At 62.1% G+C, this 26,066-nt stretch carries 23 protein-coding genes; 12 read left to right on the top strand and 11 right to left on the bottom strand.

The features are described from left to right. Positions 1–8: 8 nt before the first annotated feature. From aepY to CWS72_RS04095, 4 genes are read left to right on the top strand one after another with little or no spacing between them, the layout of a single operon-like run. A complete protein-coding gene (gene aepY, locus CWS72_RS04080; RefSeq protein WP_101249295.1) occupies positions 9–1,160 on the top strand; it encodes a phosphonopyruvate decarboxylase in 1,152 nt (383 codons plus the stop codon). Beyond that, positions 1,157–2,167 (top strand): lysylphosphatidylglycerol synthase domain-containing protein, encoded by a 1,011-nt coding sequence (locus CWS72_RS04085; RefSeq protein WP_101249296.1) that lies wholly within the window; start codon positions 1,157–1,159, stop codon positions 2,165–2,167. The genes aepY and CWS72_RS04085 overlap by 4 nt, the downstream gene beginning before the upstream one ends. Further along, positions 2,164–2,790 (top strand): CDP-alcohol phosphatidyltransferase family protein, encoded by a 627-nt coding sequence (locus CWS72_RS04090; protein WP_101249297.1) that lies wholly within the window; start codon positions 2,164–2,166, stop codon positions 2,788–2,790. The genes CWS72_RS04085 and CWS72_RS04090 overlap by 4 nt, the downstream gene beginning before the upstream one ends. Beyond that, positions 2,787–3,899 (top strand): 2-aminoethylphosphonate--pyruvate transaminase, encoded by a 1,113-nt coding sequence (locus CWS72_RS04095; protein WP_101249298.1) that lies wholly within the window; start codon positions 2,787–2,789, stop codon positions 3,897–3,899. Before CWS72_RS04090 ends, CWS72_RS04095 begins: the two co-directional genes overlap by 4 nt. Positions 3,900–3,932: 33 nt before the next feature. On the opposite strand, the gene CWS72_RS04100 is transcribed toward CWS72_RS04095, so the two are convergent. Then, positions 3,933–4,766 (bottom strand): DeoR/GlpR family DNA-binding transcription regulator, encoded by an 834-nt coding sequence (locus tag CWS72_RS04100; protein WP_101249299.1) that lies wholly within the window; start codon positions 4,764–4,766, stop codon positions 3,933–3,935. Between the two features lie 285 nt (positions 4,767–5,051). Between CWS72_RS04100 and CWS72_RS04105 the strand changes: the two genes are divergently transcribed. Then, on the top strand, positions 5,052–6,665 hold the full coding sequence (locus tag CWS72_RS04105) for an FAD-dependent oxidoreductase (RefSeq protein WP_101249300.1): 1,614 nt from the start codon (positions 5,052–5,054) through the stop codon (positions 6,663–6,665). A gap of 82 nt (positions 6,666–6,747) precedes the next feature. Further along, a complete protein-coding gene (gene glpT, locus CWS72_RS04110) occupies positions 6,748–8,130 on the top strand; it encodes a glycerol-3-phosphate transporter (RefSeq protein WP_101249301.1) in 1,383 nt (460 codons plus the stop codon). A gap of 73 nt (positions 8,131–8,203) precedes the next feature. Here the strand turns inward: glpT and tpiA are convergent, their stop codons facing one another. From tpiA to CWS72_RS04135, 5 genes are all read right to left on the bottom strand, one after another. Beyond that, positions 8,204–8,959, bottom strand: coding sequence for a triose-phosphate isomerase (tpiA, locus tag CWS72_RS04115; protein ID WP_101249478.1), 756 nt, complete (start codon positions 8,957–8,959; stop codon positions 8,204–8,206). A gap of 125 nt (positions 8,960–9,084) precedes the next feature. Further along, entirely contained in the window at positions 9,085–9,552 is a 468-nt protein-coding gene (locus tag CWS72_RS04120) for a NanQ anomerase/TabA/YiaL family protein (protein ID WP_101249302.1), read from the bottom strand. Positions 9,553–9,607: 55 nt separating this feature from the next. Further along, positions 9,608–10,789: a sialidase family protein gene (locus tag CWS72_RS04125; protein ID WP_101249303.1), complete on the bottom strand. Its 1,182-nt coding sequence runs from the start codon at positions 10,787–10,789 to the stop codon at positions 9,608–9,610. Between the two features lie 48 nt (positions 10,790–10,837). After that, positions 10,838–12,250, bottom strand: coding sequence for a sodium:solute symporter family protein (locus tag CWS72_RS04130; RefSeq protein ID WP_101249304.1), 1,413 nt, complete (start codon positions 12,248–12,250; stop codon positions 10,838–10,840). A gap of 128 nt (positions 12,251–12,378) precedes the next feature. Beyond that, a complete protein-coding gene (locus tag CWS72_RS04135; protein ID WP_241911571.1) occupies positions 12,379–13,197 on the bottom strand; it encodes an IclR family transcriptional regulator in 819 nt (272 codons plus the stop codon). A 475-nt stretch (positions 13,198–13,672) separates the two neighbouring features. Between CWS72_RS04135 and CWS72_RS04140 the strand changes: the two genes are divergently transcribed. After that, positions 13,673–15,553 (top strand): SurA N-terminal domain-containing protein, encoded by a 1,881-nt coding sequence (locus tag CWS72_RS04140; RefSeq protein WP_158240502.1) that lies wholly within the window; start codon positions 13,673–13,675, stop codon positions 15,551–15,553. Then, complete coding sequence (gene trpE / locus CWS72_RS04145) at positions 15,550–17,073, top strand: anthranilate synthase component I (protein ID WP_101249307.1); 1,524 nt, start codon at positions 15,550–15,552, stop codon at positions 17,071–17,073. Before CWS72_RS04140 ends, trpE begins: the two co-directional genes overlap by 4 nt. Positions 17,074–17,083: 10 nt before the next feature. Here the strand turns inward: trpE and CWS72_RS04150 are convergent, their stop codons facing one another. The 5 genes from CWS72_RS04150 to CWS72_RS04170 all read right to left on the bottom strand — a co-directional run bounded on the left by CWS72_RS04150 (position 17,084) and on the right by CWS72_RS04170 (position 22,734). After that, positions 17,084–17,287: a heavy-metal-associated domain-containing protein gene (locus CWS72_RS04150; RefSeq protein ID WP_101249308.1), complete on the bottom strand. Its 204-nt coding sequence runs from the start codon at positions 17,285–17,287 to the stop codon at positions 17,084–17,086. Between the two features lie 24 nt (positions 17,288–17,311). Further along, complete coding sequence (locus tag CWS72_RS04155) at positions 17,312–18,469, bottom strand: divergent polysaccharide deacetylase family protein (RefSeq protein WP_101249309.1); 1,158 nt, start codon at positions 18,467–18,469, stop codon at positions 17,312–17,314. 28 nt (positions 18,470–18,497) lie between these two features. Further along, on the bottom strand, positions 18,498–20,732 hold the full coding sequence (locus CWS72_RS04160; RefSeq protein ID WP_199175538.1) for a heavy metal translocating P-type ATPase: 2,235 nt from the start codon (positions 20,730–20,732) through the stop codon (positions 18,498–18,500). Between the two features lie 134 nt (positions 20,733–20,866). After that, the gene (locus tag CWS72_RS04165; RefSeq protein ID WP_146002614.1) at positions 20,867–21,421 is read right to left on the bottom strand and encodes a putative pterin-binding protein; all 555 of its coding nucleotides are present in this window, start codon (positions 21,419–21,421) and stop codon (positions 20,867–20,869) included. A 29-nt stretch (positions 21,422–21,450) separates the two neighbouring features. Continuing rightward, entirely contained in the window at positions 21,451–22,734 is a 1,284-nt protein-coding gene (locus CWS72_RS04170; protein WP_101249312.1) for a dicarboxylate/amino acid:cation symporter, read from the bottom strand. A gap of 383 nt (positions 22,735–23,117) precedes the next feature. Here CWS72_RS04170 and CWS72_RS04175 point away from each other — a divergent pair, with 383 nt between their 5' ends. The 4 genes from CWS72_RS04175 to moaC are packed head-to-tail and all read left to right on the top strand — an operon-like array spanning position 23,118 to position 26,027. Beyond that, positions 23,118–23,711, top strand: a complete 594-nt coding sequence (locus tag CWS72_RS04175) for an anthranilate synthase component II (protein WP_101249313.1) — start codon at positions 23,118–23,120, stop codon at positions 23,709–23,711. Beyond that, entirely contained in the window at positions 23,708–24,742 is a 1,035-nt protein-coding gene (gene trpD / locus CWS72_RS04180; protein WP_101249314.1) for an anthranilate phosphoribosyltransferase, read from the top strand. The genes CWS72_RS04175 and trpD overlap by 4 nt, the downstream gene beginning before the upstream one ends. Then, positions 24,739–25,539 carry an indole-3-glycerol phosphate synthase TrpC gene (gene trpC, locus CWS72_RS04185; protein WP_101249315.1) on the top strand — a complete coding sequence of 267 codons (801 nt, stop codon included), beginning with the start codon at positions 24,739–24,741 and terminating at the stop codon, positions 25,537–25,539. Before trpD ends, trpC begins: the two co-directional genes overlap by 4 nt. A gap of 2 nt (positions 25,540–25,541) precedes the next feature. Continuing rightward, a complete protein-coding gene (moaC, locus tag CWS72_RS04190; protein ID WP_101249316.1) occupies positions 25,542–26,027 on the top strand; it encodes a cyclic pyranopterin monophosphate synthase MoaC in 486 nt (161 codons plus the stop codon). Positions 26,028–26,066 lie beyond the last annotated feature (39 nt).

A 26,066-nucleotide genomic window follows, 5' to 3' on the forward strand; every position in this document is an offset into this window, starting at 1 on the left:
CGGAACCGATGATTACGGCAAGTCAATTCATTACCGAGGCGGGCCGGCAAGGCTTCGATTTTTATACCGGCGTACCCTGCAGTTTCCTGACTCCGTTGATCAACGGGGTGCTCAACGATCGGTCTTTGGCCTATGTCGGAGCGACCAGTGAAGGCGAGGCCGTGGCGATCGCCGCCGGCGCCTGGCTGGCGGGCCGGCGTACAGTGGTGATGTGCCAGAATTCCGGCCTGGGCAATGCGGTCAATCCCTTGACATCCCTCAATGCCCCCTTCCGCATTCCGACGCTGTTCGTCACCACATGGCGCGGGCAGCCGGGAATTCCGGATGAGCCCCAACATGCCGTCATGGGCCAGATTACACAGGACCTGCTGACCCTGATCGGCCTGGAACAGGCCCCCTTCCCCGCAACCACCGAGGATCTCGGCCCGGTGCTGGCCGTGGCAACCGAACGGATGGCGGCGCGTCACCTGCCTTATGCGCTGGTGATGGCGAAAGGCAGCGTCGCCGAGGAAGATCTGCGAACCGGGCCGCGAGCCGCGCCCCCTTTGGGAAAACGCTTCGACGATGCGGCCGAGGGTCCCCTGCCGACGCGTCTGGCCGTCCTTGAGCGTTTCCTTGCCACGACCGACGAGGAAACGGCGGTCATTGCCACCACGGGCAAATGCGGTCGGGAACTGTTCACTCTGGCCGACAGACCGCAGCATCTCTACCAGGTCGGTTCGATGGGCGGCGCCAGCGCCATGGGACTGGGCGTCGCCCTTAACACCGGCAAGAAGGTTGTGGTGTTCGACGGCGACGGCGCCCTGCTGATGAAGATGGGCAACCTCGCCACCATCGGCGCCTATGCACCGGCCAATCTACTTCACGTCGTTCTCGATAATGGCGTCCATGATTCAACCGGGGGACAGGCCACGGTCTCGGCATCGGTGGATTTCGCCCAGGTGGCACTGGCCTGCGGCTACCGTTACGCCGCAGGTTGCCGAACGCTGGACGGCTTCGCCCATGCCCTGCGGCAGGCCCGGGAAAATAGCGGCCCCGCCCTGATCCATATCCGCATCACCCCGGGCTCCCTGAGCAAGCTCGGCCGCCCCACCATCGGACCGGCCGACGTCGCCATGCGGTTCAAGGCTTTCTTGGCGGAAGGATCGGCACGGTCATGAAACTGTCGGCCATTATCGCCACGCTCGTCGGGCTGGGTATCGCCGCCGCCCTGGTGATGATGAGCGGAGCAGCCGACATCGGCCGAGCGATCCTTGCCGCCGGATGGGGGATCGTTCTGGTCCTCGCCCTGCACGTCCCCCAAATGATCTGTTCGGGCCAAGCCTGGCGTTCCGTCGTGATCTCGCCGGCCACTCCCTCGCCGCTCTCCTTCCTCGGCCTGCGCCTGATCCGCGAGGGAGTGAACGCGCTGCTGCCGGTCGCCCAGATCGGTGGAGAATTCGTCGCCGCGCGCCTGATGGCCCTGCGGGGCGTTTCCTTAAGCGCCGCCGGAGCCGGCGTGACAGTCGACCTGACGCTCGAGATGCTGAGCCAGGTGGCATTCACCCTGCTGGGCCTGGGCCTGCTGCTCATCGGCGTCCAGGACATGCAGATCGTCCGTTGGACCATCGTCGGAACATCGGTGGCCCTGGGCGTGCTCGCCCTTTTCATCTGCGTCCAGCGCTTTGGCCTGTTCTCCTGGTTGGAACGCGGACTGCTCCGCTTGGCCGAGAAACAGAACTGGAAGGGCCTGAAGGACGTCGCCGGACTGCATCAGGACATCGTGGCGCTCTATAAATCACCGCGCCGGCTGTGCCTGGGAACCGGGTTCCATTTTCTGTCCTGGCTTCTGGGCGGGGCCGAGGTCTGGGCCGCCTTCCATGTAGTCGGAGTCCCGGTCGGCTGGCGGGAGAGTCTGATCGTCGAGAGCCTGGGCCAGGCTTTCCGCGCCCTGGGATTTGCCATTCCCGGCGCCCTGGGCGTCCAGGAGGGGGGCCTTGTGCTGATCTGCGCCCTGCTGGGCATCGAGCAGCAGGCCGCCCTGGAACTGTCGATGCTGAAAAGGGTTCGCGAAATTATTTTGGGCGTGCCCGGTCTCGTGGCCTGGCATTGGATCGAGGGACGCAATCTGGCCGGCAAGGCCGGCGCGTCACCTCAAGACGACATATCTCCGGAGAAAACGGCATGAGTGGTGGATCATGGACACATAAGCTGGCGCGCCCCTTGGTGCGGCCGCTCATCGGCACCGGGGTCACACCCAATCATCTGACCTGGGTCCGGTTGATCAGCGGCTTGCTGGCGTGCGCGGCGTTGTTGCCGGGAACCCTTGAGTGGACCTGGTGGGGGGGGTGGCTTTGGCTGTTTTCAGCCTTCATGGACCGCGCCGACGGTGAATTGGCCCGTATCGGCAACATGGCCACTCCCGAGGGCCGGGCCTTCGATTGCCTGGTCGACAATATCGTCAATCCCGTCTTTTTCGTCGCCATCGGGATAGGAATGCGCAATTCCGATCTCCTGGGCGACTGGTCGATTCCCCTGGGCTTGATTTCCGGCGTCGCCCTGTTCTTCTGCGGCTATTGGTCGGAAGCCCTGGAACAGAGGCTGGGCGGCGACGTGAAAGCCTACACCGGCGCCTTCGGATTCGACCCAGACGACCTGCTTTATCTGTTCGGGCCTCTGGCGTGGTTGAATTGGCTGGCCCCCGTTCTGGTCGGCGCCGCCATCGGCGCCTCACTGGTAATGATTTTGACCGGGTGGAGGTTGTGGCGGCTGATCGTTCGCCAGAACCGCCTTGAGGGGCTGCCCAGATGACCCGGGTGGTTCCCATTCTGCTCACTCCCGGGCCGCTGACCACCCGTCTCGAAACCCGTCAGGCCATGCTGCGCGATTGGGGCTCGCGCGATGACTCCTTCATCGCCATGACCGCTGAAATCCGCCAGCGGCTTCTCGCCGTGGCCGGCGGAGGAGACCGCCATGTGGCGGTCCCCCTGCAGGGAAGCGGCACCTTCATCGTCGAAGCCGCGATCGGGACGCTGCTCGGCCCCAATGACAAGCTGCTGGTCCTGATCAACGGCGCCTACGGCGAACGGATCCTGACCATCGCCCAACGCCTGGGACGCCGTGCCCTGGCGTTACGCTGGCCGGAAAACCAGGCGGTGGAACCGGATCTTCTTGAACAGACGTTGCGCGAAACACCGGACATCACCCACGTCGCCCTGGTCCATTGCGAAACGACCACCGGCCTGGAAAACCCGCTGGGCGCCATCGCCGCCATCACCGCCCGTCACGGCAAGGCCTTCCTGGTCGACGCGATGAGCAGTTTCGGCGCCTTGAAGATCGATATCGGACGCACCCCCGTCACGGCGGTCATGGCATCGAGCAACAAATGCCTGGAAGGCGCCCCCGGCCTGGGATTTGCGATCGTCGAGAAAACGGCGTTGCGAGCCGCCCAAGGAAACAACCCTTCTCTCAGCCTTGACCTCTACGAGCAATGGCAGGGGTTCGAAAAAAACGGGCAATGGCGCTTTACCCCGCCGGTCCAGGTGGCGGCGGCCCTTCTGGCGGCGCTGCGTCAATTGGAAACGGAGGGAGGGCCCGAAGCCCGCCTTCGACGCTACCGGGAAAATTTCGATATCCTCGCCCGGGGAATGGAACGGTTGGGGTTCCGGCTCTTCCTATCGCCCGCCGATCAGGCGCCGATCATCGCCACCTTCCATTATCCCACCACCGCGGGCTTCCATTTTCCGGCGTTCTATCAGGCGCTGGCCGCTGAGGGATTTCTGATCTACCCCGGCAAACTGAGCCAGGCGGATACCTTCCGCATCGGCTGCATCGGCGCCATCGGCGGTGACGATTTCCGCCGATTGCTTCAGGCAATCGAGGTCATCGCGAAAGATTGGACGAATACCAAGTCCCGATAAGGATACGGCATCGGGACTTGGGGGCGCGCGGGCTCAAGCGAGCGATGGCGCCGCCGGATCGACCACATGCAGGCAGACATGTTCCTCGGCCAGGATATCGAGGAAGGGTTGGGCCGGAGGGCGGTCGATGAACAGGGCGTCGAGGACCGAAATATGGCCGAGCTTGACCATCGCCGGCCGGCCGAATTTCGTGTGATCCGTCGCCAGGAAGATCTGACGGGCATTGGCGATGATCGCCTGCGCCACCTTGACTTCCCGATAATCGAAGTCGAGCAGCGTGCCGTCCGGATCAATGCCGGAAATACCGATGATGCCGAAGTCCACCTTGAACTGATTAATGAATTCGACGGTTGCTTCGCCGACCACGGCCAGATCCTGGCGCAAACGACCGCCGGCGATGGTGATTTCGAAATCCTGCCCCTGGCTCAATTGCACCGCGACATTGATGTTGTTGGTGATGATCCGCAAGCCCCGGTGCCCGAGGAGCGCGCGGGCCACCGCCTCCGTGGTGGTTCCGATGTTGAGGAACAGAGAAGCGCCGTCCGGAATATGCTGGGCGACCAGACGGCCGATGCGCTCCTTTTCCTCCTGCATCAGCCCCCGCCGGGATTGATAGTCGATATTCCGCGCGCTGCTGGGCAGGCTGGCTCCGCCATGATAGCGATGCAGCAATCCCATCTCGCACAGCATGTTGATGTCGCGCCGAATGGTTTGCGGAGTAACGGCGAGAGCCGCCGCCAATCCGTCGATACTGACGAAGCCGTCCGCCTGCGCCGTCTGGACAATGTTCGCCTGACGGCGATTCAGTCCCGGCGGCAGAGCGGCTACCGCGGTCGGCAGAGAGGGCGGCTTCGGTAAATCACGCATCGTGGGATCCCATAACGAACGTCACATCACACCATCATATTAACGCAAGCGAACAGCTCTGTCAGAATCAAAATAAGTCCATATTTTTCCACTATATTTTCCTTATAAACCCATCAAAAAACACAACTATAACGAGTAAACTATATATTTATTACATATTTTCAGACGTTCATATTTTCTTTTTTTTTCGTTTTTGACCGAAACCATGTGTGATATGTTCGAATTCTGAAAATCGTCAATCTATCATGGCTATAAGGTGCGGACCAAAAGAGCGGGGCGACCGTCATGAGGGAACAAACTCTCGAAAAGCTACAGTCCGGGGATACTTTCGATCTGCTGGTCATCGGCGGTGGCGCCACGGGATGCGGAATCGCCTTGGACGCGGCGACTCGCGGCCTGAAGACAGCCCTCATCGAACGCTACGATTTCGCCGAAGGCACCAGCAGCCGGAGCACCAAGCTCGTCCACGGCGGCGTGCGCTATCTGGAAGCGGCGATCAAACGGCTCGACAAGGCGCAATACAATCTCGTCCGCGAGGCCCTGCACGAACGCGGCGCCCTGCTGCGCAACGCGCCACACCTCAGCAACCGCCTGCCACTGGTCACACCGCTCTATTCCTGGCTCCAGGTCCCTTACGTTTTCATCGGCCTAAAACTCTACGATCTCCTGTCCGGGCGAATGAACATCGGACACTCCAGACTGATCAGCCGCAAGGAAGCCCTCCGCCGCTTTCCCATGCTGAAAGCCGACGGATTGAAGGCCGGCGTCATCTATTATGATGGGCAGTTCACCGACGCCCGCATGGCGCTTTCCCTGGTGATGACGGCTCAACGAGAGGGCGCGCTGCTGGCCAACCATGTCGAGGCCACGACCTTATTGCACGCTCCCGACGGACGAATCGCCGGCGCCACCGTCAAGGACAGCCTGACCGGCCGGCAGTGGGACATCCACGCCCGCGCGGTGATCAACGCCACCGGCCCCTTCGCCGACGGCGTCCGCCGCATGGAGGACCCTTCCGCTCCGCCGATCCTGAAAGTCAGCTCGGGCATTCATATCGTCCTCGACAAACGTTTCGTTCCGCCGAAAACCGGTCTGCTTATTCCCAGGACCGATGACGGTCGCGTCCTTTTCATCCTGCCCTGGCAAGGCCATGCCTTGATCGGCACCACCGATGAAGAGGCGAAAATCACCGATCACCCCCGTCCATCCCCGGCCGATATCGCCTATCTGCTCGATTACGTCCGCCGCTATTTCAATATGGACGCCAGCGAAAAAGATGTTCTGTCGGCATGGGCCGGCATCCGTCCGCTGGTGTTCGATCCCAAAGCGGGCGACACATCCCGGTTGGCCCGCGATCACGTCATCATCGAAAGCAACTCCGGTCTGGTCACCATCGCCGGCGGGAAGTGGACGACCTATCGCCTGATGAGCGAACAAGCCATCGACCGCGCGATCGCCACGGCCCGACTGACCCACGCACGCCCGTGCCGCACGCATGACATGCCGCTGTGGGGCGCCGACAAATATGATCCTCTCGGCGATGCCGCACTGGCCCGCGACTTCGCGCTCGACGCGGACGTGGCGGATCACTTGAATCACGCCTACGGAGACCAGGCTCCGGTCGTCGCCGCCCTGACTACCGGAGGATGGGCGACCAGACTGCACCCAGCCCATCCCTTCCTGGAAGCGGAAGTGGTCTACGCCGTCCGCCGAGAACAAGCCATTCGCGCCGCCGACGTCTTGATCCGCCGCATGACGCTGGCCCTGGTCGACAGACAGGCCGCCATCCACGCCGCCCCCCGCATCCTCGCCATCATGGCCTCCGAGTTGGGCTGGGACTCCGCCCGCCGGGCCTCGGAAAAGGCGCTGCTCGATCAGCGCCTCGCCGAAGCGCTGTAAGCGCACGAAACATCCACAAACAAAGAGACACAGAAAAAATCACAATAAAACAACACTATACAAATATAATGGGGAAACAATCATGTTAACTTTTCTAAAAGCCGCTCCGCACAAACCACGCATGGCCGAGGAAGCCATTGACCCGACGTACAAACGTCTACGATGGCAAATATTCTTTGGAATATTTTTTGGGTATGCCGGCTTTTATCTTGTGAGGTTGAACTTCAACCTCGCCATGCCCTATCTCGTTGAACAGGGATATTCACGAGGGGATTTGGGCTTTGCCCTGTCCGGCGTTTCGATCGCCTACGGTATCTCGAAATTCCTGATGGGGGGAGTTTCCGACCGTTCCAATCCTCGTTTCTTCCTGGCGCTCGGCTTGCTGATGTCGGCCGGCGTCAGCCTGGCCATGGGGTTGGTGCCATGGGCGACATCGAGCATCGCCATCATGTTCGCCATGCTGTTCCTCAATGGCTGGTTCCAGGGCATGGGTTGGCCGCCCTGCGGACGCGTCATGGTTCATTGGTGGTCGAAGAAGGAACGCGGCAGCATCGTTTCGGTGTGGAACGTCGCCCATAACGTCGGTGGCGGCCTGATCGGCCCCCTCTTCCTTCTGGGCCTCGGCTGGTTCAACGACTGGCATGCCGCCTTCTACGTACCAGCCGCTGTCGCCGTCGGCGTCGCCATGTTCGCCGTCCTGACATTGCGCGATACCCCCCAATCTACAGGTCTGCCGCCGATCGAAGAATATAAGAACGACTACCCCGAGGACTATAGCGCGGAACACGAAAAGGAATTTTCGACAAAGGAAATCTTTGTCAAATATGTCCTTAAAAACAAACTCCTGTGGTACATCGCCTTCGCCAACATTTTCGTCTATCTGATCCGCTATGGCGTTCTGTCCTGGGCTCCGACCTATCTGAAAGAGGTCAAGCACTTCACCGTCGACAAGTCCTCCTGGGCATACTTCCTCTATGAATGGGCCGGTATTCCGGGAACAATTCTGTGCGGCTGGATTTCCGACCGCTTCTTCCAGAGCCGCCGAGGCATCGTCGGTATCTTGTTCATGATCCTGGTGACCGTCGCCCTGGTGGTCTATTGGCTGAATCCTCCGGGCAATCCCGGCATCGATATCGCCGCTCTGATCGCCGTCGGCTTCTTGATCTACGGCCCGGTGATGCTGATCGGTCTGCATGCCCTGGAACTGGCTCCGAAGAAGGCGGCAGGCACCGCCGCCGGCTTCACCGGACTCTTCGGTTATCTGGGTGGATCCGTGGCGGCGACGGCCCTGGTCGGCTACACCGTCGACTGGTTCGGTTGGAACGGCGGGTTCATTCTGATGATCGTCGGCTGCGGCCTGGCGATCCTCTGCATCCTGCCGACCCTGAAGCACGACAACATCGCCGCCGCGCAACGCGCCAGCCACAAGGCGGCGCAGGCAGCGCTTGCCGAAAACAAGAAGTAACGAATCAACTTATGAGTAAGGCCGCCGAAACATCCGTTTCGGCGGCCTTTTTTCTATTCGCGTCCCGAAGCCGTTACGCGCTTTGCGCGATTGCCCAGAAATCCTCGACCTTGAGGCTGGCGCCACCGATCAGACCGCCGTCGACATCCTCGAGCGCCAGCAATTCCTTGGCGTTCGAAGGCTTCATCGAACCGCCGTAAAGAATGCGCAAACGCCCTGCGGCGTCCTTACCCAGCGCTTTTGCCGCCAGATCCCGGATGGTCCGATGCACTTCGGCCACCTCGGCCAGGGTAGGAGTCCGTCCCGTCCCGATGGCCCAAACCGGCTCGTAGGCGATGACCGTGTTGTCGGGCGAGGCACCTTCCGGCAGGGACTCGGCAAACTGCGACTCCACCACCGCAAGCGTCCGTCCGCCGTCACGCTCGGCCTCGGTCTCGCCCAGGCAGATGATCGCCACCAAACCGGCCGCGTGAGCGGCGGCGGCCTTGGCCCGCACGTCCGCGCTGGTCTCGCCGTGATCGGCACGCCGCTCGGAATGGCCGACGATAACGTGACTGGCCCCCAGATCCTTCAACATGACGGCGGCGACATCACCGGTATGAGCGCCGCTTTTCTCGGCGTGACAATCCTGACCGCCGACGGCCAGGGCGCTGCCCGCCACCGCCTGAGCCACGCGGTCCACCAGCGTGGCCGGCGGACAGACGAGCATATCCACGGCCGGAGGAGACGCTTTGAGCTTCGCGGCAAGCGCTTTTGCCAACGCTTCCCCATCGGCCTTCAGGCCGTTCATTTTCCAGTTTCCGGCGATCAGCGGACGACGCGCCATGATAAGATTCCTCTCATTTATTCCCATTATGATGGGCCCGCCGTGACCTCTACCACAGAAAGCGCTGAGGTTCCATATAACCACACCCTCTCCGGGTCATAGTCCATAAGTCCAAGAAAACGCTTGTTTTACCCGTCGACTTTGACTTTGACGACCACTTTCCGAACGGCCTCGGGACCATCCACCTGACAAACCGGACGGTGCACATCCGACGGGAACAGGATAACGAAATTGCCCGGCTTCAGCACCAGCGTCGATTCATCATCCATAGCCTCGTAGAAGAGCACGTCGCGTTCCGTCAACAGGTCTTCCCGGACCTTGTTTTTGCCCGTATCGACGGCGACACCGATCGCCTCCCGGCCCTTCACGACGAATTGCACGTCGATATATCTCCGGTGAACCTCGGGCTTCTGTTCCAATTTCGGTTTGGTGGTGACGTCCTGCACCAGGACGAAGATGTCATCGCCCGCCAGATCGTAACGTCCGGCCGGCCGGGTATCGAAGTCGCCCCCCATCAGATACGACACCGCCGTCCGCAAACCGGCGGGGAGCCAGGCCAGCATCTCCGGGGCGGAATTCATGTTTCCGAAAATCATCGCGTTTCTCCGGCTTGTGTCACGGAATGGCAGGGAACCGGGTGGCGGCACCTGATCATGGCGTCACCCAGGATTCATCCAGGCAAATATATTTGATGGCCTGCCGATGATAGGTGAAAGCGACGTGAATCCGCCCATCGGGGGTTTGCTTGACCGACGGATAGGACAGTTCGCGATTGGCCTTTTCCTGGGAATTGTTGGTCATGCAATAACCGTCGCCGGTTTCAAGATCCCGCAACATCGGCCAACTGCGCCCCCCATCCAGGGAAATCGCCAGGCTGAGGGGCGCGCGCGGCGTCCCCCAGAACGCCGTTCTCGCGCGTTGAATGGAGGCGGTCGCGGTTTCCAACGCGGCATTGTCCTCGATCTCATCATAAAGGGATGTCCGTCGCTCGGTCGCCGCTGCGGAACTCACCGGATTGCAGACGAGTGCCAGATGCCCGTTGGCCAGCGCCGTCACCTGAATCGACGAATTGTTGTTGGAAATCGACAGGGGCTTGGGGTTTTCCCAACTCCGGCCACCGTCGATAGACCGACTGAAATAGATATTGTCGGCCCATCGGCTGCGAAACAGGGCGACCAGTCCCCCATCGTCGCGCTTCACGATATTCATGTGAACGCAACCGACGCTGTTCGGCACTTCATATTCGGTCCAACTCGCCCCACGATCCGACGAGACGCGGACGGCGCTATTGTCGTCGTCGCCCACCCATTTCTCTCCGGGCTGCGTCCGGCAGTGGAAAATCGGCAGAAGCCAATCGCCATTGTCCAGAACGACGATCGGCTGACGGATGAAGATCCCCGGTTCGTCGAACAGGGAAGATACCGGCCCCCAGGTTTCGCCATTGTCCGACGAGACGCGATAGCGGACGAGCGCCGTATCCTGCCGCCCGGAAATTTGGGCCGTGTAGAGCAGCCACAACCGTCCGTCAGGTGCGGGAAACAACACGGGATTCTGTTCCGAGCGGGTCTGGTCATCCGAAAGGCGAACCGCCGGAGACCATTTGTCCCCTCCACGCCGCAAGCGTGAAAAGTAGACGGAGATATCGGCAATTCCCTCCTGCGTTCCCCCGAACCAGACGCAGGCGAGATCACCGTTCGGCAATACCGTCAGATTGGCCGCGTGGTTTTGCACGCAAGGCGACGGCAGATAAGCTTCGGATCGGGCGGCATCGACCGGATTGACGCGGACCACGCCATCCATCGGAAGCTCGTTTATTACGGAAAGGTCTGTCATGGCGACACCTTGAGACTGAATTGCGGGACGTTTGGCCAAGGGGCACCTTCACACCGAAGAGGACGGCTTCGTGTCGGGAACCGCAGCACCGACCAGGTGGACGCAGATCCGTTCGATGATCATCACCACCAGGGGGGAAACCAGGGCGATGTACATATTGTCGATCCCATAGGGGTTGTCGAAGGCGTACCACAAGGTGGTCAACACGGCCGAACCGAGCAACCCGAAGGTGGCGCCACGGGTGCTTTTGAAGAAGGGGGAATAGAACCCGACCAGCGCGACCACGGAAATCGACAGCCGGATGGCCCGTGTGAAGAAGGACAGCTTGAGGATTTCAGGCACCAGGAAGACGCAGACGAGCGGCGCCAATCCGATGACGACGGACAACAGCCTGGTGACCTTGAATTTCCGTTCCGGCGTCGGATTGAAGTAGGGCTCGTAGAAATCGCGAATGATCAGGGATGCGATGGCGAGGGCGACCGTGCTGACGCTGACGAAGACCGAAGCGACCAGGGAGGTGGCCACGACTCCGGCCATCAGGCTGGGCATGTGCTGCAAAAATACCGGAAGCGCATAGATGCTTTTCATCGTCGGAAACAGATAACGGGCGGCGACGCCGATCAGACCCAGCGCAATGCCGATGGGAAAGCAGAGGACGGCGGCCACCAGGGTGGAACGCCGGGCCCCGTTGGCCGTCCGGTTGGAGGAAATCGCCTGAATGATGAATTGCGTGGAGAAGATGGCGCCGGTGGTGCCGATGACCCAGGCGACGACGGTCGTGAAACCGATCTTGCCGTCAAAACTGAAGTAATAGTCCGGCAGGTTGTCCACCATGGGCTTGATCCCTCCGGTCATTGTCAATGCCACGCCCAGGATCAATCCGATACCGATGATCTTCATGGCGCTGTGGAGCAGCGTGACATAGGCCACGCCCTTCAATCCGCCGAAGGTGAAATAGAAGGTGCTGACGACACCGATGATCGCCATCGCCAATGGCTGATTGAGCTTGAGAACGGTGGACAATGCGGCGGCGCCGCTGATGTAATTGCCGACGTTCACCAGAAACAGCGCGTAAATCATGATCAGCGACACCGCGACCATCGTCGATTTGCCGTATTTCTGGTTGATGGCGGCCGAAATCGTATATTCGCCGGAACTGTAGATCTTGCGGACGAAGAACAATCCGAACAGCACGAATCCGATGGAGGCGCCGACCACCGACCAGCCGGCGGCAAGACCGGCGGAGAAGGCTTCCTGCGCGGTGCCGACAGTCGACTTGGCCCCAATGAACTCGGACATCAGCAGAACACCGACGACCACCGGCGGCATGGCCCGCGCCGCCGTCATGAACTGCTCGTTGGTCTTGCTGCGCAGCCTGATTGTCAGCCAAGACGTTCCAAGGATATAGACAACAATCATCGCAACGATGATTGCCGTATCCACACTATTGAAGTCATTCATGACGCGTCTCCAACGAAAATCTGAAACGGATCTCTTGCCCGCCTTACAGACACAACAATTACGATTTTTATTTTTACCTATACTTTAATTAATCAAATAAATTTCACAAAAATCCCTCGGCCCATCGGCTAACTGATGGCTCCCCGCTGAGCAATTGTTCCGAAAGACAGAGCGACAGCCCGACTCAACTCGGCCGCGACCTTTTGGACGTGGGGCGTCACCGTTGCGACGAACTCTTCCAGCCCCATCCGCTCGGCCCGGATGGTGGCGCTGATTCCAGCCACCGGAAAAGCCGAGCTGTCGAGAATGGCCGCGGCAACGGTTCGCAGCCCGTAAGCATTCTCGCCATCCGATACGGCATAGCCTTGCCCGCGCACCTGCCGCAGGCGATCGAGGAGTTGCCCGACGTCGGTCAGGGTGCGCTCGGAGAGCTTGACCAGCTCGCTTTGCGACAAGACGGCCTTTTGCTGTTCCTCGGGAAGATAGGCCAGCATGGCGTGCCCGAGGGCCGCCGCATAGGCTCCCGTCCGGCTGCCGACACGTCGGTCGAAGGTCTGGGGAAAACCCGCCTGCACCCGTTCGACATAAACAACGGATTCGCCATCCAGCATGCCGAGGGACGCCGCATCGGCGACGTCGGGAACCAGTTCCGCAAGCAGCGGCCGGGCCAGAATTTTCAGATCGGCGCGGGCCAGTGGCGTATATCCGAGTTCCAGACATTTGAGTGTCAACCGAAAGCGCCGCGAGTGCGGAACCGATGTCACGTAACCCAACAGGCAAAGCGTATGAATCATCCGGAATGCCGTGCCACGGTCGAGAGACGCCCGCGCCGCCACCTCGGAAATGGTCAGTTCGGGAAGATCGGCATCGAACGCGCGCAGGACGGCAAAGGCCTTCACCACCGAATTCACGACGTTCTTTGGGTTGTTTTCAGTCGACACTGTCACCTTGCTCTCTCCGCCAATGATCGGAATACGAATTTTTGTTCGCTATATAGCCGATAATTGACCAAACGCTTCCCGGATACGTCAAGGGCACGAGACCCTTCAGCGAACCACCACGCCTGTCCGTCGAAACGTCGCCGCGAAGAAACCACCCCGAAATCCGATATGCATTGACGGCTCCTTCCCTGCCCGTTGCGGCCACGCCGAAGGGGCATCTTTTGTTGTTCCGGCTTTTTTTGACGCCGGGTTGTCCGATCCCGCAGGAAAACATTTGATCGGAATGCGAACATTTGTTCGCTTAAATAAGCTTAGTCCACTCCGGGAAATTGTCAAGGTCGCCCCCTTTTGCGCGGGGCTCCGGAAGGACGCGGTGAAGACCCAGTGCGCTCCTGTTTCCTTTTCAGCGTTGCCCAGCCCCGACACCCCTTCTATGATGCGCCTCCCGTCTGTTCCTATCCCGTTTTCAAGTAGAGACCCGATGCTCGATTCGTTCCGCAAAGCTTCGCAATCCTGGTTCATCAAGATTCTCTTCGCCTTGCTGATCTTAAGTTTCGGCATCTGGGGTATCGGCGACGTGGTGCGCGAACGCGCCGATCAGCAGCCGGCGATCACCGTCGGCAAACAAACCATTCCCGCCGCCGAAGTGGCCGAGGAGTTCCGCCGCGACACCGAGCGGCTCTCCTCTGTCTTCGGCGGCAAATTGACGTCCGAGCAGGCGCGGCAGTTCGGCCTCTTGCAGCGGACCGTCGAACAGATCGTCAACCGCACGCTCGTCGACCAGGCGGCCGCCAACCTCGGCCTCGGCGTCGACGAAAACACACTGCGGCGCATCATCGCCGAAATTCCGGCGTTCCAGAACGAACTGCATGTCTTCGACAAAAACGTCTACCAGCGCGCCCTGGTCCGCGCCGGCCTGACCGAACGGCAGTTCATCGCCATGGAAAAGGGCGACATCGCCCGTGAACAGATCGGCCAAATGGTGGCGAGCGGCCTGAAGGCGCCCAGCCTGATGGCCGATCCGCTCTACCGCTACCGCCAGGAAAGCCGCGTCGCTGAAATTATTACCATCCCCGCCGACAAGATGCCGGCGCCGGCGAAGCCCGACGACGCGACCTTGGGCCAGTATCACCAAAGCCACTCGGCCCTGTTCATGTCCCCCGAACTGCGCGGCATCACCGCCCTGGTCGTCCGGACCGCCGATGTGGCCGGCGATATCAAGTTCTCCGATGCCGACATCGAGAAGTCCTACCAGATCCGTCAGGCCGAGTTCCAGACCCCGGAAACCAGGAACATCCAGCAGGTCCTGTTCGAAAATGCGGAAAAAGCCAAAGCCTTCGCGGCCTCGGTCAAGCAGGGACAGGATTTCACCGCCGCCGCCAAGGCGGCGGGCGTGGAGGTGTCCGATCTTGGTTGGGTCGACCGCAAGAACCTGCCTCTGCCGACCCTTGCCGATGCCGCTTTCGGCACCCCCGGCCCTGGCGTCGCCGGCCCCGTCGAATCGCCCCTCGGCTGGCATGTATTGCGAATCACCCAGGTGGTGGCGGGCAAGTCCCGTCCGCTTGCCGATGTGAAGAGCCAGATCGTCCAGGACCTGGTGAAGGATGAGGCAACCAACCGTCTCTATGCCCTTTCGACCAAGGTCGAGGATGCCATCGGATCGGGCGCCGGCGTCGAAGAGGCGGCGAACACCCTCAATTTGAAGCCGATCAAGGCCACGGCGATCGACGAAAAGGGCAATGGCCCCGACGGCAAGCCGGCCCCCGGCGTTCCGTTGATTCCCGGATTCCTCGCCAAGGTTTTCCAGACCGCCCAAGGCACGACCACCGAAGTCACCCAGCTCGACGACGGCAGCGGTTATTTCGTCCTGCATGTGGACAATGTCGCCCCCCCCGCCCTGAAGCCCTTTGATCTGGTGAAGGACCAGGTACTGACGGCCTGGACGCAGGATCAGAGGGAACAGGCGGCCCGCCACCAGGCCGAGGCCGCCGCCGAACGTCTGAAAAATGGCGAATCCCTGGCCGCGGTGGCTGGCTCCTTCAAAGTGGAGACCACCAAGCCCTTCCTTCGCGCCAGCGAGGAGAAGCAAAGCGTGCCGCCGCTGCTGGCCGCCGAAATGTTCAAGCAGCAGAAGACCGGCGGGGTCAGCGTGGTGACGACGCAAGGCGGCACCCTGGTCGCCCGCCTGACGCAGATCATCGCCGCCGATCCGAAAGCCCAACCCGACCAATTCAGCAAGGCCCGCGATCAATTGAGCCAGACCCTGGCTAACGACGTCATGCAGCAATATCTGACGGCTTTGCGTGCGGATATCGGCGTGCATGTCAACAATGGAGCCATTGAGGCACAGTTCCAGAAATGAAGACGCCCGTCGCATTCGAGACGTTTCAGGCCGATTATGACGCCGGCCGGCCCCAGGTGATCTGGACCAAGCTGGTCGCCGACCTGGAAACCCCGGTTTCGGCCATGCTGAAACTGGCGGATGGCCGCCCCAACAGCTTCCTGCTGGAATCGGTGGCCGGCGGCACGCAGCGCGAACGTTATTCGATTCTCGGGCTGAAACCCGACCTGATCTGGCGTTGCCACGGCGACAAGGCCGAGATCAACCGGCAGGCCCGCTTCGACGATCAGGACTTCCAACCCTGTCCGATCGGCGCCGCCAAGGGGGCACTGGCGTCCTTGCGCGCCGTCGTCGCCGAATCTCGGATCGATCTCCCCGACCACCTGCCGCCGATGGCCGCCGGATTGGTCGGTTACATGGGCTATGACATGGTCCGCTTGGCCGAGCGCCTGCCGGATGGCAATCCGGACGGCATCGGCATCCCCGACGGCATCTTCTTGCGTCCAACCGTGATGGCCATTTTCGACAATGTCGACGATTCGGTCACCGTCGTCACTCCGGTTCGGCCCCAACCCGGCGTCAATGCCCGCAGTGCCTATGGCCAAGCCTGCGAGCGCCTCGCCGACACCGCCGCCGACCTCGAACGTTCCCTGCCCTATGGCAGGGACGCCCTGGTCGATCAGGAAGCCCAGCCGGACGCCACGGCCAACATGACGGCCGAGGACTATTGCCGGATGGTCGACAAGGCCAAGGAATACATCCTGGCCGGCGACATCTTCCAGGTGGTGCTGTCCCAACGCCTGAGCGTGCCGTTCCGCCTACCGCCCTTTTCGCTTTATCGGGCGCTGCGCAGGACCAACCCCAGCCCGTTCCTGTTCTTCCTCGATTTCGGTGGATTTTCCCTGGTCGGATCCAGTCCCGAAATCCTGGTCCGCCTGCGCGACGGCATGGTGACCATCCGGCCGATCGCCGGAACGCGCAAGCGCGGTGCCGATACTGCCGAGGATCAGTCCCTCGCCGCCGATCTGCTGGCAGACCCCAAGGAGCTGGCCGAACATCTGATGCTGCTTGACCTGGGCCGTAACGACGTCGGCCGGGTCGCCGAGATCGGCACGGTGAAGGTCACCGAGAAGATGCGGATCGAACTCTATTCCCACGTCATGCATATCGTTTCGAACGTGGAGGGCAAGCTTGCCGCCGACCACGACGCCATGGACGCCTTGTTCGCCGGTTTTCCCGCCGGAACCGTCTCGGGCGCGCCGAAGGTCCGGGCGATGGAAATCATCGATGAACTGGAACCCGACCGGCGCAGCTTCTACGCCGGCTGCATCGGCTATTTCGCCGCCAACGGCACCATGGACAGTTGTATCGCGCTCAGAACCGCCCTGGTCAAGGATGGGACCATGATCGTCCAGGCCGGTGCCGGCATCGTCGCCGATTCGGTACCCCAGTCCGAACATCAGGAATGCTGGAACAAAGCCCGCGCCCTGCTCCGCGCCGCCGAGGAGGCGGTTCGTTTCTCAAGCAGGCAGGGCGCTTGAGGCAGAGGCCTCAGGCAAGACCTTCGTAATCGAAACCGGCATCGTCGACAGCCTTGGCCACGACGCCATCGTCGGCCACGCCTTCGACACTGACTTTTCCGGCAGCCAGATCGACGCTGACCTGCGCCGACGGCGCTACCGTCTTGATCGCCTGCTCCACGGAACGGGCACAGCCGCCGCAGGTCATGCCGGATACTTTGTACGTCTTGACCATATCACTCTCTCCATGCGCCGGACGTCAGCGCGTCCGGCGGGGTTCGGCGGACGGAACCTCCGCCCGGGTTTCACGGCCGGCCGCAACCGGCATTCGACGCTCCCTCACCACCTCGCTCACCGGCACCAGCACCAACCCCTTCGCACGCAGGGTCGGCAGCCAAGCCGCCAAGGCCTGGATGGTGCCGTCGCGTGGATGACCTATCGCGATGGCGTTGCCCTTCTTACGGGCCAAATCTTCCAGCTTCGCCAACTGGGCGTCAATCGCGCCGACATCTCCGGCATTGTCGAGAAAGACATTGCGCGCCGCCGTCGGCACGCCCAACTGCTGGGCCAGCGTCAACCCGACGCTGTGATCGGTGGTCAGACTGTCGATGAACAACAGGCCGCGACGCTGCAATTCCTCCATCACCACCTGCATGCCGGGCGCGAAGGCGGTAAATTTGCTGCCCATATGATTATTGATGCCGACATAGCCGGTAAAGCGGTCAAGGTCCTCCTCGACCCGCCTCTTCAATTCCTCGGGCGACAGATTGACGGACAATGCGCCGGGCCCGGCGTCGATTCCCTCCGCCAACGGCTCCATCGGCACATGCATCATCAATTCATGGCCGTGCGCGCGGGCCTCCCCCGTTTGCCGAGGCAATTCCTGGGCATAGGACATGAAGGAGATGGTCAGCGGCCCCGGCAACTGCATGACCTTCTCGGATCGTCTCTTGTCCAAGCCCATGTCGTCGATGATCACGGCGATCATCGGCCGTCCGCCGGTACCGACCGCTGGTACCGCGTATTTCAGCCAATCGGGATTCTCTCGGGCCGGAAGGCGAGACGGAGCCACCGAAGCCGGCGGCAGGGTGGCAACCTGCCCCTCGGGCAGGGCGGGGCCGAAGGGCTCATCTTCGACGACGGTATGGGGACTGGTTTCGGTAGGCTGGGGATCCGCCGTCGCCGCTTCGCCCTCCCCCTTGTCCACGGCCTCGCGGGCTGCCTCCGGAGCGGATGGCCCCGAGGGCAGGCGGCCGGCCGAAAAGCCGAGACCCAAGCCCAGACAGAAAATCAAAGCAAAGCCGATGGCTATCCTGCGACGGAAAAGCCATTCGACGACCAACGGGACGAAGGCTCCTTGACCTTGGGCTTCTTTCCAGGCGCGCAGCCTATCCGCGAAGCCGCCGAACCGATCCAATCTTAAAATACTCCTTCTTCGACCGGGCTCACGGCCGCCAACGGCGCAGCAGCAAACTGTTCGACACCACGCTGACGCTGGAAAAAGCCATGGCCCCACCGGCCAGCGCCGGACTCAACAATCCAAACGCCGCCAAAGGAATGGCCACGACATTGTAGACGAAGGCCCAGAACAGATTTTGCCGGATCTTATTGTAGGTGGCCCGCGAGATGGACAGCGCCGCCGGCAAAAGCGCCGGATCTCCGCGCATCAGGGTGATGCCGGCACTATGCATGGCGATGTCCGTGCCGGTTCCCATGGCGATGCCGATATCGGCCGCCGCCAGTGCCGGGGCGTCATTGACACCGTCGCCGACCATCGCCACTACCTTGCCGTCGGCACGCAACCGCTGAATCTGGGAAACCTTGTCCTCGGGCATCAATTCGGCGTGGATCTCATCGAGCCCCAAGGCCTCGCCCACCCCTTCCGCCGTACGACGATTGTCGCCGGTCAGCATGACCGTTCTGACACCCAGCGCCCGCAGTCTCTTCACGGCGCCAGCCGCCGACGGCCGAACCCTGTCGGCGACGGCGATCAGGCCGAGAACCCTTTCCTGGTCGGCAAGCCACATCACCGTCCGGCCGGATATTTCGAGGTCGACCGCCCGCTCCTCCAGACCTTGCAGGTCCAACTCGGACTGACGCATCAGCCTTTGACTGCCGACCAACAGCGAACGGTCGGCGACCTCCGCTTGCAGGCCGCGCCCCGGCAGGGCGCGAAAGCTGCCCAGAGGAAGCAGCGCAATACCCTCGGCCTCGGCGGCCTCCAGAACGGCGCGGGCCAGGGGATGTTCGCTACCCTGCTGGGCGGAAGCCGCCAAGGTGAGCAGACGCGTCCTATCGCCATCGACGGCGACGATGTCGCTGACCGAGGGGCGCCCCTCGGTCAGCGTACCGGTCTTGTCGAAAACGATGGCGGTGACATCGTGGGCTCGCTCCAGCGCCTCGGCATCCTTGATCAGAATGCCCGCCTTCGCCGCGACACCGGTTCCCACCATGATCGCCGTGGGCGTCGCCAGCCCCAGGGCGCAGGGACAGGCGATGACGAGAACGGAGATGGCCGCGACGATGGCCGCCTGCTGATCCCCGCCGCCGAGATAACTCCAGCCGGCGAAAGTCAGCGCCGCCAGGGCGATCACCACGGGCACGAAGATCGCGGCGATGCGATCGACCAGACGCTGGACCGGCGCCTTGCTGGCCTGTGCCCCTTCGACCAGACGGATGATGCGGGCCACGGTGGATTCGGCCCCCACCGCCGTCGCCTTGACGCGCAGCAGACCTTCGCCGTTGATCGCGCCCGCCACGATTTCGTCGCCCCGCCCCTTGTCCACCGGCAGACTCTCGCCGGTCAGCAGGGACTCGTCCATTTGGCTGTCGCCTTCGGTTACCACGCCATCCACCGGGGCGCGCTCTCCCGCCCGCAGCACGACGATCTCGCCGGAGCGCACGTCTTCCGCCGCGATCTTGACCAGCCGGCCGTCCCGTTCCACCGTCGCCCATTCCGGACGCAAGGCCATCAGTCCGCGGATGGCCGCGGCGGCGCTGCGTTTGGCACGGCTCTCCAGCCACTTGCCGAGCAGCACCAGCGTCACGACCACCGTCGAGGCTTCAAAATAGAGGGGCGGCCCCATATGTCCGCCGTCATTGCCGCCGACGATCACCTGCGATGCCGACAATCCGAACGCCGCCGAGGTTCCCAGGGCCACCAGAAGGTCCATGTTGCCGGTGCCGTTGCGCAATGCCTTCCAGGCGCCGACATAGAAGCGCGCACCGATGACGAACTGGACCGGAATGGCCAGGGCCAATTGCAGAAGAGGCGGCAGCATGGCGTGGCCGCCCGCCAGATCGAAAACCATTTGCCCGACCAGCGGCAGGGTGAACAGGGCGGACAGGCAGACCAGCGCCAGATCGCGACGCGCCCGAACCGCCGCCCTCTCGTCATCGGCGGCGGGGCTGTCCTCGGAGGTGACGACGTGAGCGCCGTATCCGGCCTTCTCCACCGCCGCCACCAGCTGCGGCGCTCCGGTTTCCCCCTCGCCGAGACTGACCCGCGCCTTTTCGGTGGCCAGATTGACCTCGGCCTTCAACACGCCGGGCAAACGGGTCAGAACCTTTTCGACGCGGGCGGTACAGGAGGCGCAGGTCATTCCGGTGATCGACAGATCAACGATGGCTGCCGGTGACGGCTGAACGCCGCCCGCCGGAAGAGGGGATATTTCATTCATGGTCTTAATGTGTGGTGCCCTCACCTCCGCCGTCAAGCGTCGGTGGCACCGGTCAGCCGAAGATGTTCCCATCGGCGGTTGTCGAAATCGCGAAAAACCGCTCATCAGGCCCCGTGACGGTTATTCCTCCCCAGTCATTCGATCTTGATATGAAACGCTCCCCAGACCAGACCGGCATCATCCTCCTTGCCCTCTCCGGCCTGCAAGGCGGGCGGAAACACCAACCAGGCGGGCCCCCTGCCCCCGATGTCAAGCGGACGGCCATCCACTTCGATAGCCAGAATCACCTTGTCATTTTCGCTGAAAGCCCAGGGAAACTCGGCGAAATAACCATCGAGCGCCTGGACGGAGATTTTATGTCCCCGCGCCCCCGCCGCCCGCAAAACGGCGGACAGGCGCGGCCCGCGAAAGGTGACGGGCTTTGACCAATTCGGATAGGAAAGCACGATCGTCCGCATGCCCAGGCGGGCCAGATCCCGCCCCGAGAACGCATGCGCCTTGTCGAAGGCAACCCCATAATGGGCGAAGAAGCCATCGGTGAAGGCGTCGAATGGCGGGCGATTGACCTTGTCGACCAGCCCCGTCACCGTCACCACGGCGCCATCGGCGGCCCTGCCCGCCGTCGGAACGGCGAGCAGGGCGACGATCAACGCAAACGCCAAGCGGGTCCAGAACCCAAGGACGGCCATTTTGTCCCCTGGACCTTTCCGGCTCGACATCATGCCGCGGTCGTGCCGGGATTGGCCTGGTAACCGTTGGCCAACTCGCGCTTCAGCGTTTCGGCGTTCAGTTCCTTTTCCCACTTCGAAACGACGATCGCCGCCACGCCGTTGCCGACGAAATTAGTGAGCGCCCGGGCTTCCGACATGAAACGGTCGATGCCGAGGATCAGGGCCAGGCCGGCCACGGGAATGGACGGCACCACGGCTAAGGTGGCGGCCAGGGTAATGAAGCCAGCCCCAGTGACGCCCGATGCCCCCTTCGAGGTCAGCATCGCGACGCCCAGGATGGTCAATTGCTGACCAAGAGTAAGCTCGATATCAAGGGCCTGGGCGACGAACAGCGAGGCCATCGTCAGATAAATGTTGGTGCCATCCAGATTGAAGGAATATCCCGATGGCACGACCAGTCCGACCACCGACTTGGAACAGCCCAGTTGTTCGAGCTTGCGCATCAGCGGAACCAGAGCGGATTCCGACGAGGAGGTGCCGAGCACGGTCAGCAGTTCCTCCTTGATATAGGCGATGAACTTCAGGATGGAGAAGCCGGTATAGGCCGCAATGGTGCCAAGCACGATCAGAACGAAGAGCAGGCAGGTCAGATAGAAGCTGCCCATCAGGGCCGCCAGCGGCATCAGAGCCTTGATGCCATACTTCCCGATGGTGAAGGCCATCGCCCCACCCGCGCCAATTGGCGCCAGCTTCATGATGGTGTTCATCATGGCGAAGAAGATATGCGAGCACTCCTCGATGAAGGCATGCACGCCCTTGCCGGCCTTGCCCATGTGGGTCATCGCGTAGCCGAACAGGATGGCGATCAACAGCACTTGCAACAGATCGCCGCCGCCGGTGAAGGCATCGACCATGGTTTTCGGAATGATATGCAAGATGAAGTCGACGGAGCTCTGCTCCTGCGCCAGCTTGGCGTAATTGCTCACCGCCTTGGCGTCCAGCGTCGCCGGATTGACGTGGAAGCCGTCACCGGGACGAAGCACGTTCATGATGACGAGGCCGATGCACAGCGCAAAGGTCGAGACGACCTCGAAATAGAGAAGCGCCTTTCCGCCGACCCGGCCCACCTTCTTCATGTCACCGGCACCGGCGATACCCAGTACCACGGTGCAGAAGATCACCGGCGCGATCAGCATCTTCACCAAACCGATGAAACCATCACCCAGGGGTTTCAGACTGACCGCGAAATCAGGAACGACAAAACCCAGGGTGGCGCCGATGAAAATGGCGATCAACACCCAGAAATAAAGGTGGCCGGTAATACGCTTCATCCCGATGTTCCTTGCTTTTTATGATTAACGATAGTGATCGAAAATTATATGGGGATCAAAACGGATTTTAAATTGACGTAAAAAGTAGGGTTATTCTGAGGGCGTCGGCTTGGATAGTGACGCCCAAGCATTGGGGCTTCGCCTCGGAAATGGCACTTTTTCTGGCGGAAGACTAACGACAACGAAAAACGCAATCATCATATCGACGGCCCCACCCGCAAAACTCGCTCAGCGATAAGCCCGACACAGGGAATCCAAGCTCGCTCCCTCGTGGCCAAAGCCGATCAGGTCCGCCCGGCTTGTCCCGGAACGGCATGAACCGCTGTTGACGCTGGCTACCCTGGGGTAGCATTCTTCCCGGTCAGCTTTTTACGGATTTCCTTATGTTCGTGCTCATCGACAACTACGACAGCTTTACCTACAACCTCTGGCATTATCTGGGGGAACTGGGCGCCGAGGTTCAGGTGGTGCGCAACGATGCGCGCACCGTGGCCGAGATCATGGCGATGGGCCCCGAGGGCATCGTCATCTCGCCCGGCCCCTGCGATCCGGCTCACGCCGGAATCTGCCTGGATCTCATCGCCCATTGCGCCGGCAAGCTTCCCCTGCTCGGCGTCTGCCTCGGACATCAGGCGATCGGACAAGCCTTCGGCGGCAAAGTGATCCGCGCGCCGCAGCCGGTGCATGGCAAGACCAGCGCCATCCATCACCTGGGCAGCGGTCTGTTCAACGGTCTGCCTTCGCCCTTCGAGGCGACGCGCTACCACTCCCTGTTGGTCGACAGACAAAGCCTTCCCTCCTGTCTGGAGGTTACCGCCTGGACGGAAGATGGCCTGATCATGGCTCTGGCGCATAAGGAATTGAACATTCACGGCGTGCAATTCCATCCGGAAAGCATCGCCTCGCAACACGGACATCGCATGTTGGAAAACTTCCTCGCCCTGGCGCGGTGCCGCACCGGACATGCCGCGCAATGAGCAGCAACGACCTCATGAAATCTCTGCTGGCCCGGGTTGCCAACTCGGAAAGGCTCTCGGAGGAAGAGGCAACGGCGGCCTTCGACGTCATCATGTCGGGCGACGCCACCCCCGCGCAGATCGGCGGCTTCCTGATGGCGCTCCGGGTCAGGGGAGAAACTGTTCCCGAAATCACCGGGGCCACCAGGGCCATGCGGTCGAAGGCCGCCACCTTGGAAGCACCCCCGGGGGCCATCGACACCTGCGGCACCGGCGGCGATGCCTCGGGCACCTACAATATCTCGACGGCCGCCGCCCTGGTGGTCGCCGCCTGCGGCGTGCCGGTGGCCAAACATGGCAATCGCGCCCTGTCGTCCAAATCCGGGTCGGCCGATGTGCTGGCGGCCCTGGGCGTCAAAATCGACGCGGACTTGAGCCTGGTGCGCGAAAGCCTCTGGCAGAATGGCATCGGCTTCCTGATGGCCCCCCGGCACCATTCCGCCATGCGCCATGTCGCCGGCCCGCGCGTCGAACTCGGCACCCGGACCATCTTCAATCTGCTGGGGCCATTGTCCAATCCGGCGGGCACCAAACGCCAGGTCGTCGGAGTCTTCGCCGAGCGCTGGGTCGAACCCCTCGCCGAAGTCCTGGGCCGCCTCGGCGCCGAACGGGCCTGGGTGGTGCATGGAACGGACGGCCTTGACGAATTGACCACCACGGGCCCCAGCCACGTTGCCGAATGGAACGAAGGCAAGCTTCGCCGTTTCGAGATCACCCCGGCCGACGCCGGACTGCCGACGGCGCGACCGGAGGACCTGAAGGGCGGCGACGCCGAGGTCAACGCGGCGGCGCTAACCCGCCTGATAGCCGGAGAACAGGGGCCTTATCGCGACATCGTCCTGCTGAACGCGGCGGCGGCGCTGGTCGTCGCCGGAAAAGCACCAGACCTTACGACGGGCGTCTCGGAAGCGGCGCGGGCGATCGACGAGGGCCACGTGCGAATGACGCTGGACCGGCTGATTGCCATCAGCAATCGGGAGGTCGTCTCGTGAGCGACATCCTGGCCACCATCTGCGCCAACAAGAAACGCCATCTGGAAACCGCCAAACAGCGGCGCTCGATCGGTGACCTTCGCGACCTTGCCGCCGCCCAGTCGGCCCCTCGGGGATTCGCGGCGGCGCTGACCCGTGCCGCGGCGACCGGTTACGGGCTGATCGCGGAAATCAAGAAGGCCTCCCCGTCGGCCGGGCTGATCCGCCCCGACTTCGATCCGCCGACGCTCGCCAAGGCCTATGCCGCGGGCGGGGCATCCTGCCTTTCCGTCCTGACGGACGCCCCCTACTTCCAGGGCAACGACGATTATCTCGTGGCGGCCCGGCAAGCCGTCGATTTGCCGGCGCTGCGCAAGGACTTCATGATCGACCCCTGGCAAATCGCGGAGTCGCGCGCGCTGGGCGCCGACTGCATTCTGCTCATCATGGCCTGCCTGTCCGATGCCCAGGCCGGTGAACTGGAACATTCGGCCCATGATCTCGGCATGGACGTGCTGATCGAAGTCCATGACGAGGCCGAGATGGAACGGGCCCTTTCGCTGCGCTCCCCGCTGATCGGCGTCAACAACCGAAATCTCAAGACGATGACCACCGATATCGCCACCACGGAACGTCTGGCAAAAAAACTGCCCGCCGACCGGGTGCTGGTCTGCGAAAGCGGCCTGAAAACCCCCGCAGACCTCGCCCGCATGGCCCGGGCCGGGGCCCGGCGCTTCCTGATCGGCGAAAGCCTGATGCGCCTGGCCGACGTCACCGAGGCCACGCGAACCCTGCTGGCCGACCCGGTGGCGGCCTGATCATGGCGAACGAACTCACCCATTTCGACGGGCAGGGCAATGCGCGCATGGTCGATGTCGGGGCCAAGGCGGAAACCGAGAGGGTTGCCGTCGCCAAGGGTTCGATCGTCATGGCGCCCGCGACCTTGGCCTTGATCGAACGGGGCGGCGTGAAAAAGGGCGACGTTCTCGCCGTCGCCCAGTTGGCCGGCATCATGGGCGCCAAACGGACCCCGGACCTGATCCCGCTCTGCCATCCCCTGGCCCTGTCGAACGTCACCGTCGAGTTGTCTTGCGACCCCGAACGATCGGCCGTCGACATCACCGCCACCTGCAAATTGACCGGACGCACCGGTGTCGAGATGGAAGCGTTGACCGCCGTGTCGGTCGCAGCCCTCACCGTCTACGACATGTGCAAGGCGGCGGACCGCACCATGCGCATCGAAGGCATCCGACTGTTTCATAAATCGGGCGGAAAATCAGGCGTTTTTCAGGCCGACGAAGCCTGATTCAGGCGGACATCCCATGACATATTTGCGGCAACGGAC

Source organism: Telmatospirillum siberiense (assembly GCF_002845745.1).
GTDB lineage: Bacteria > Pseudomonadota > Alphaproteobacteria > Rhodospirillales > Magnetospirillaceae > Telmatospirillum > Telmatospirillum siberiense.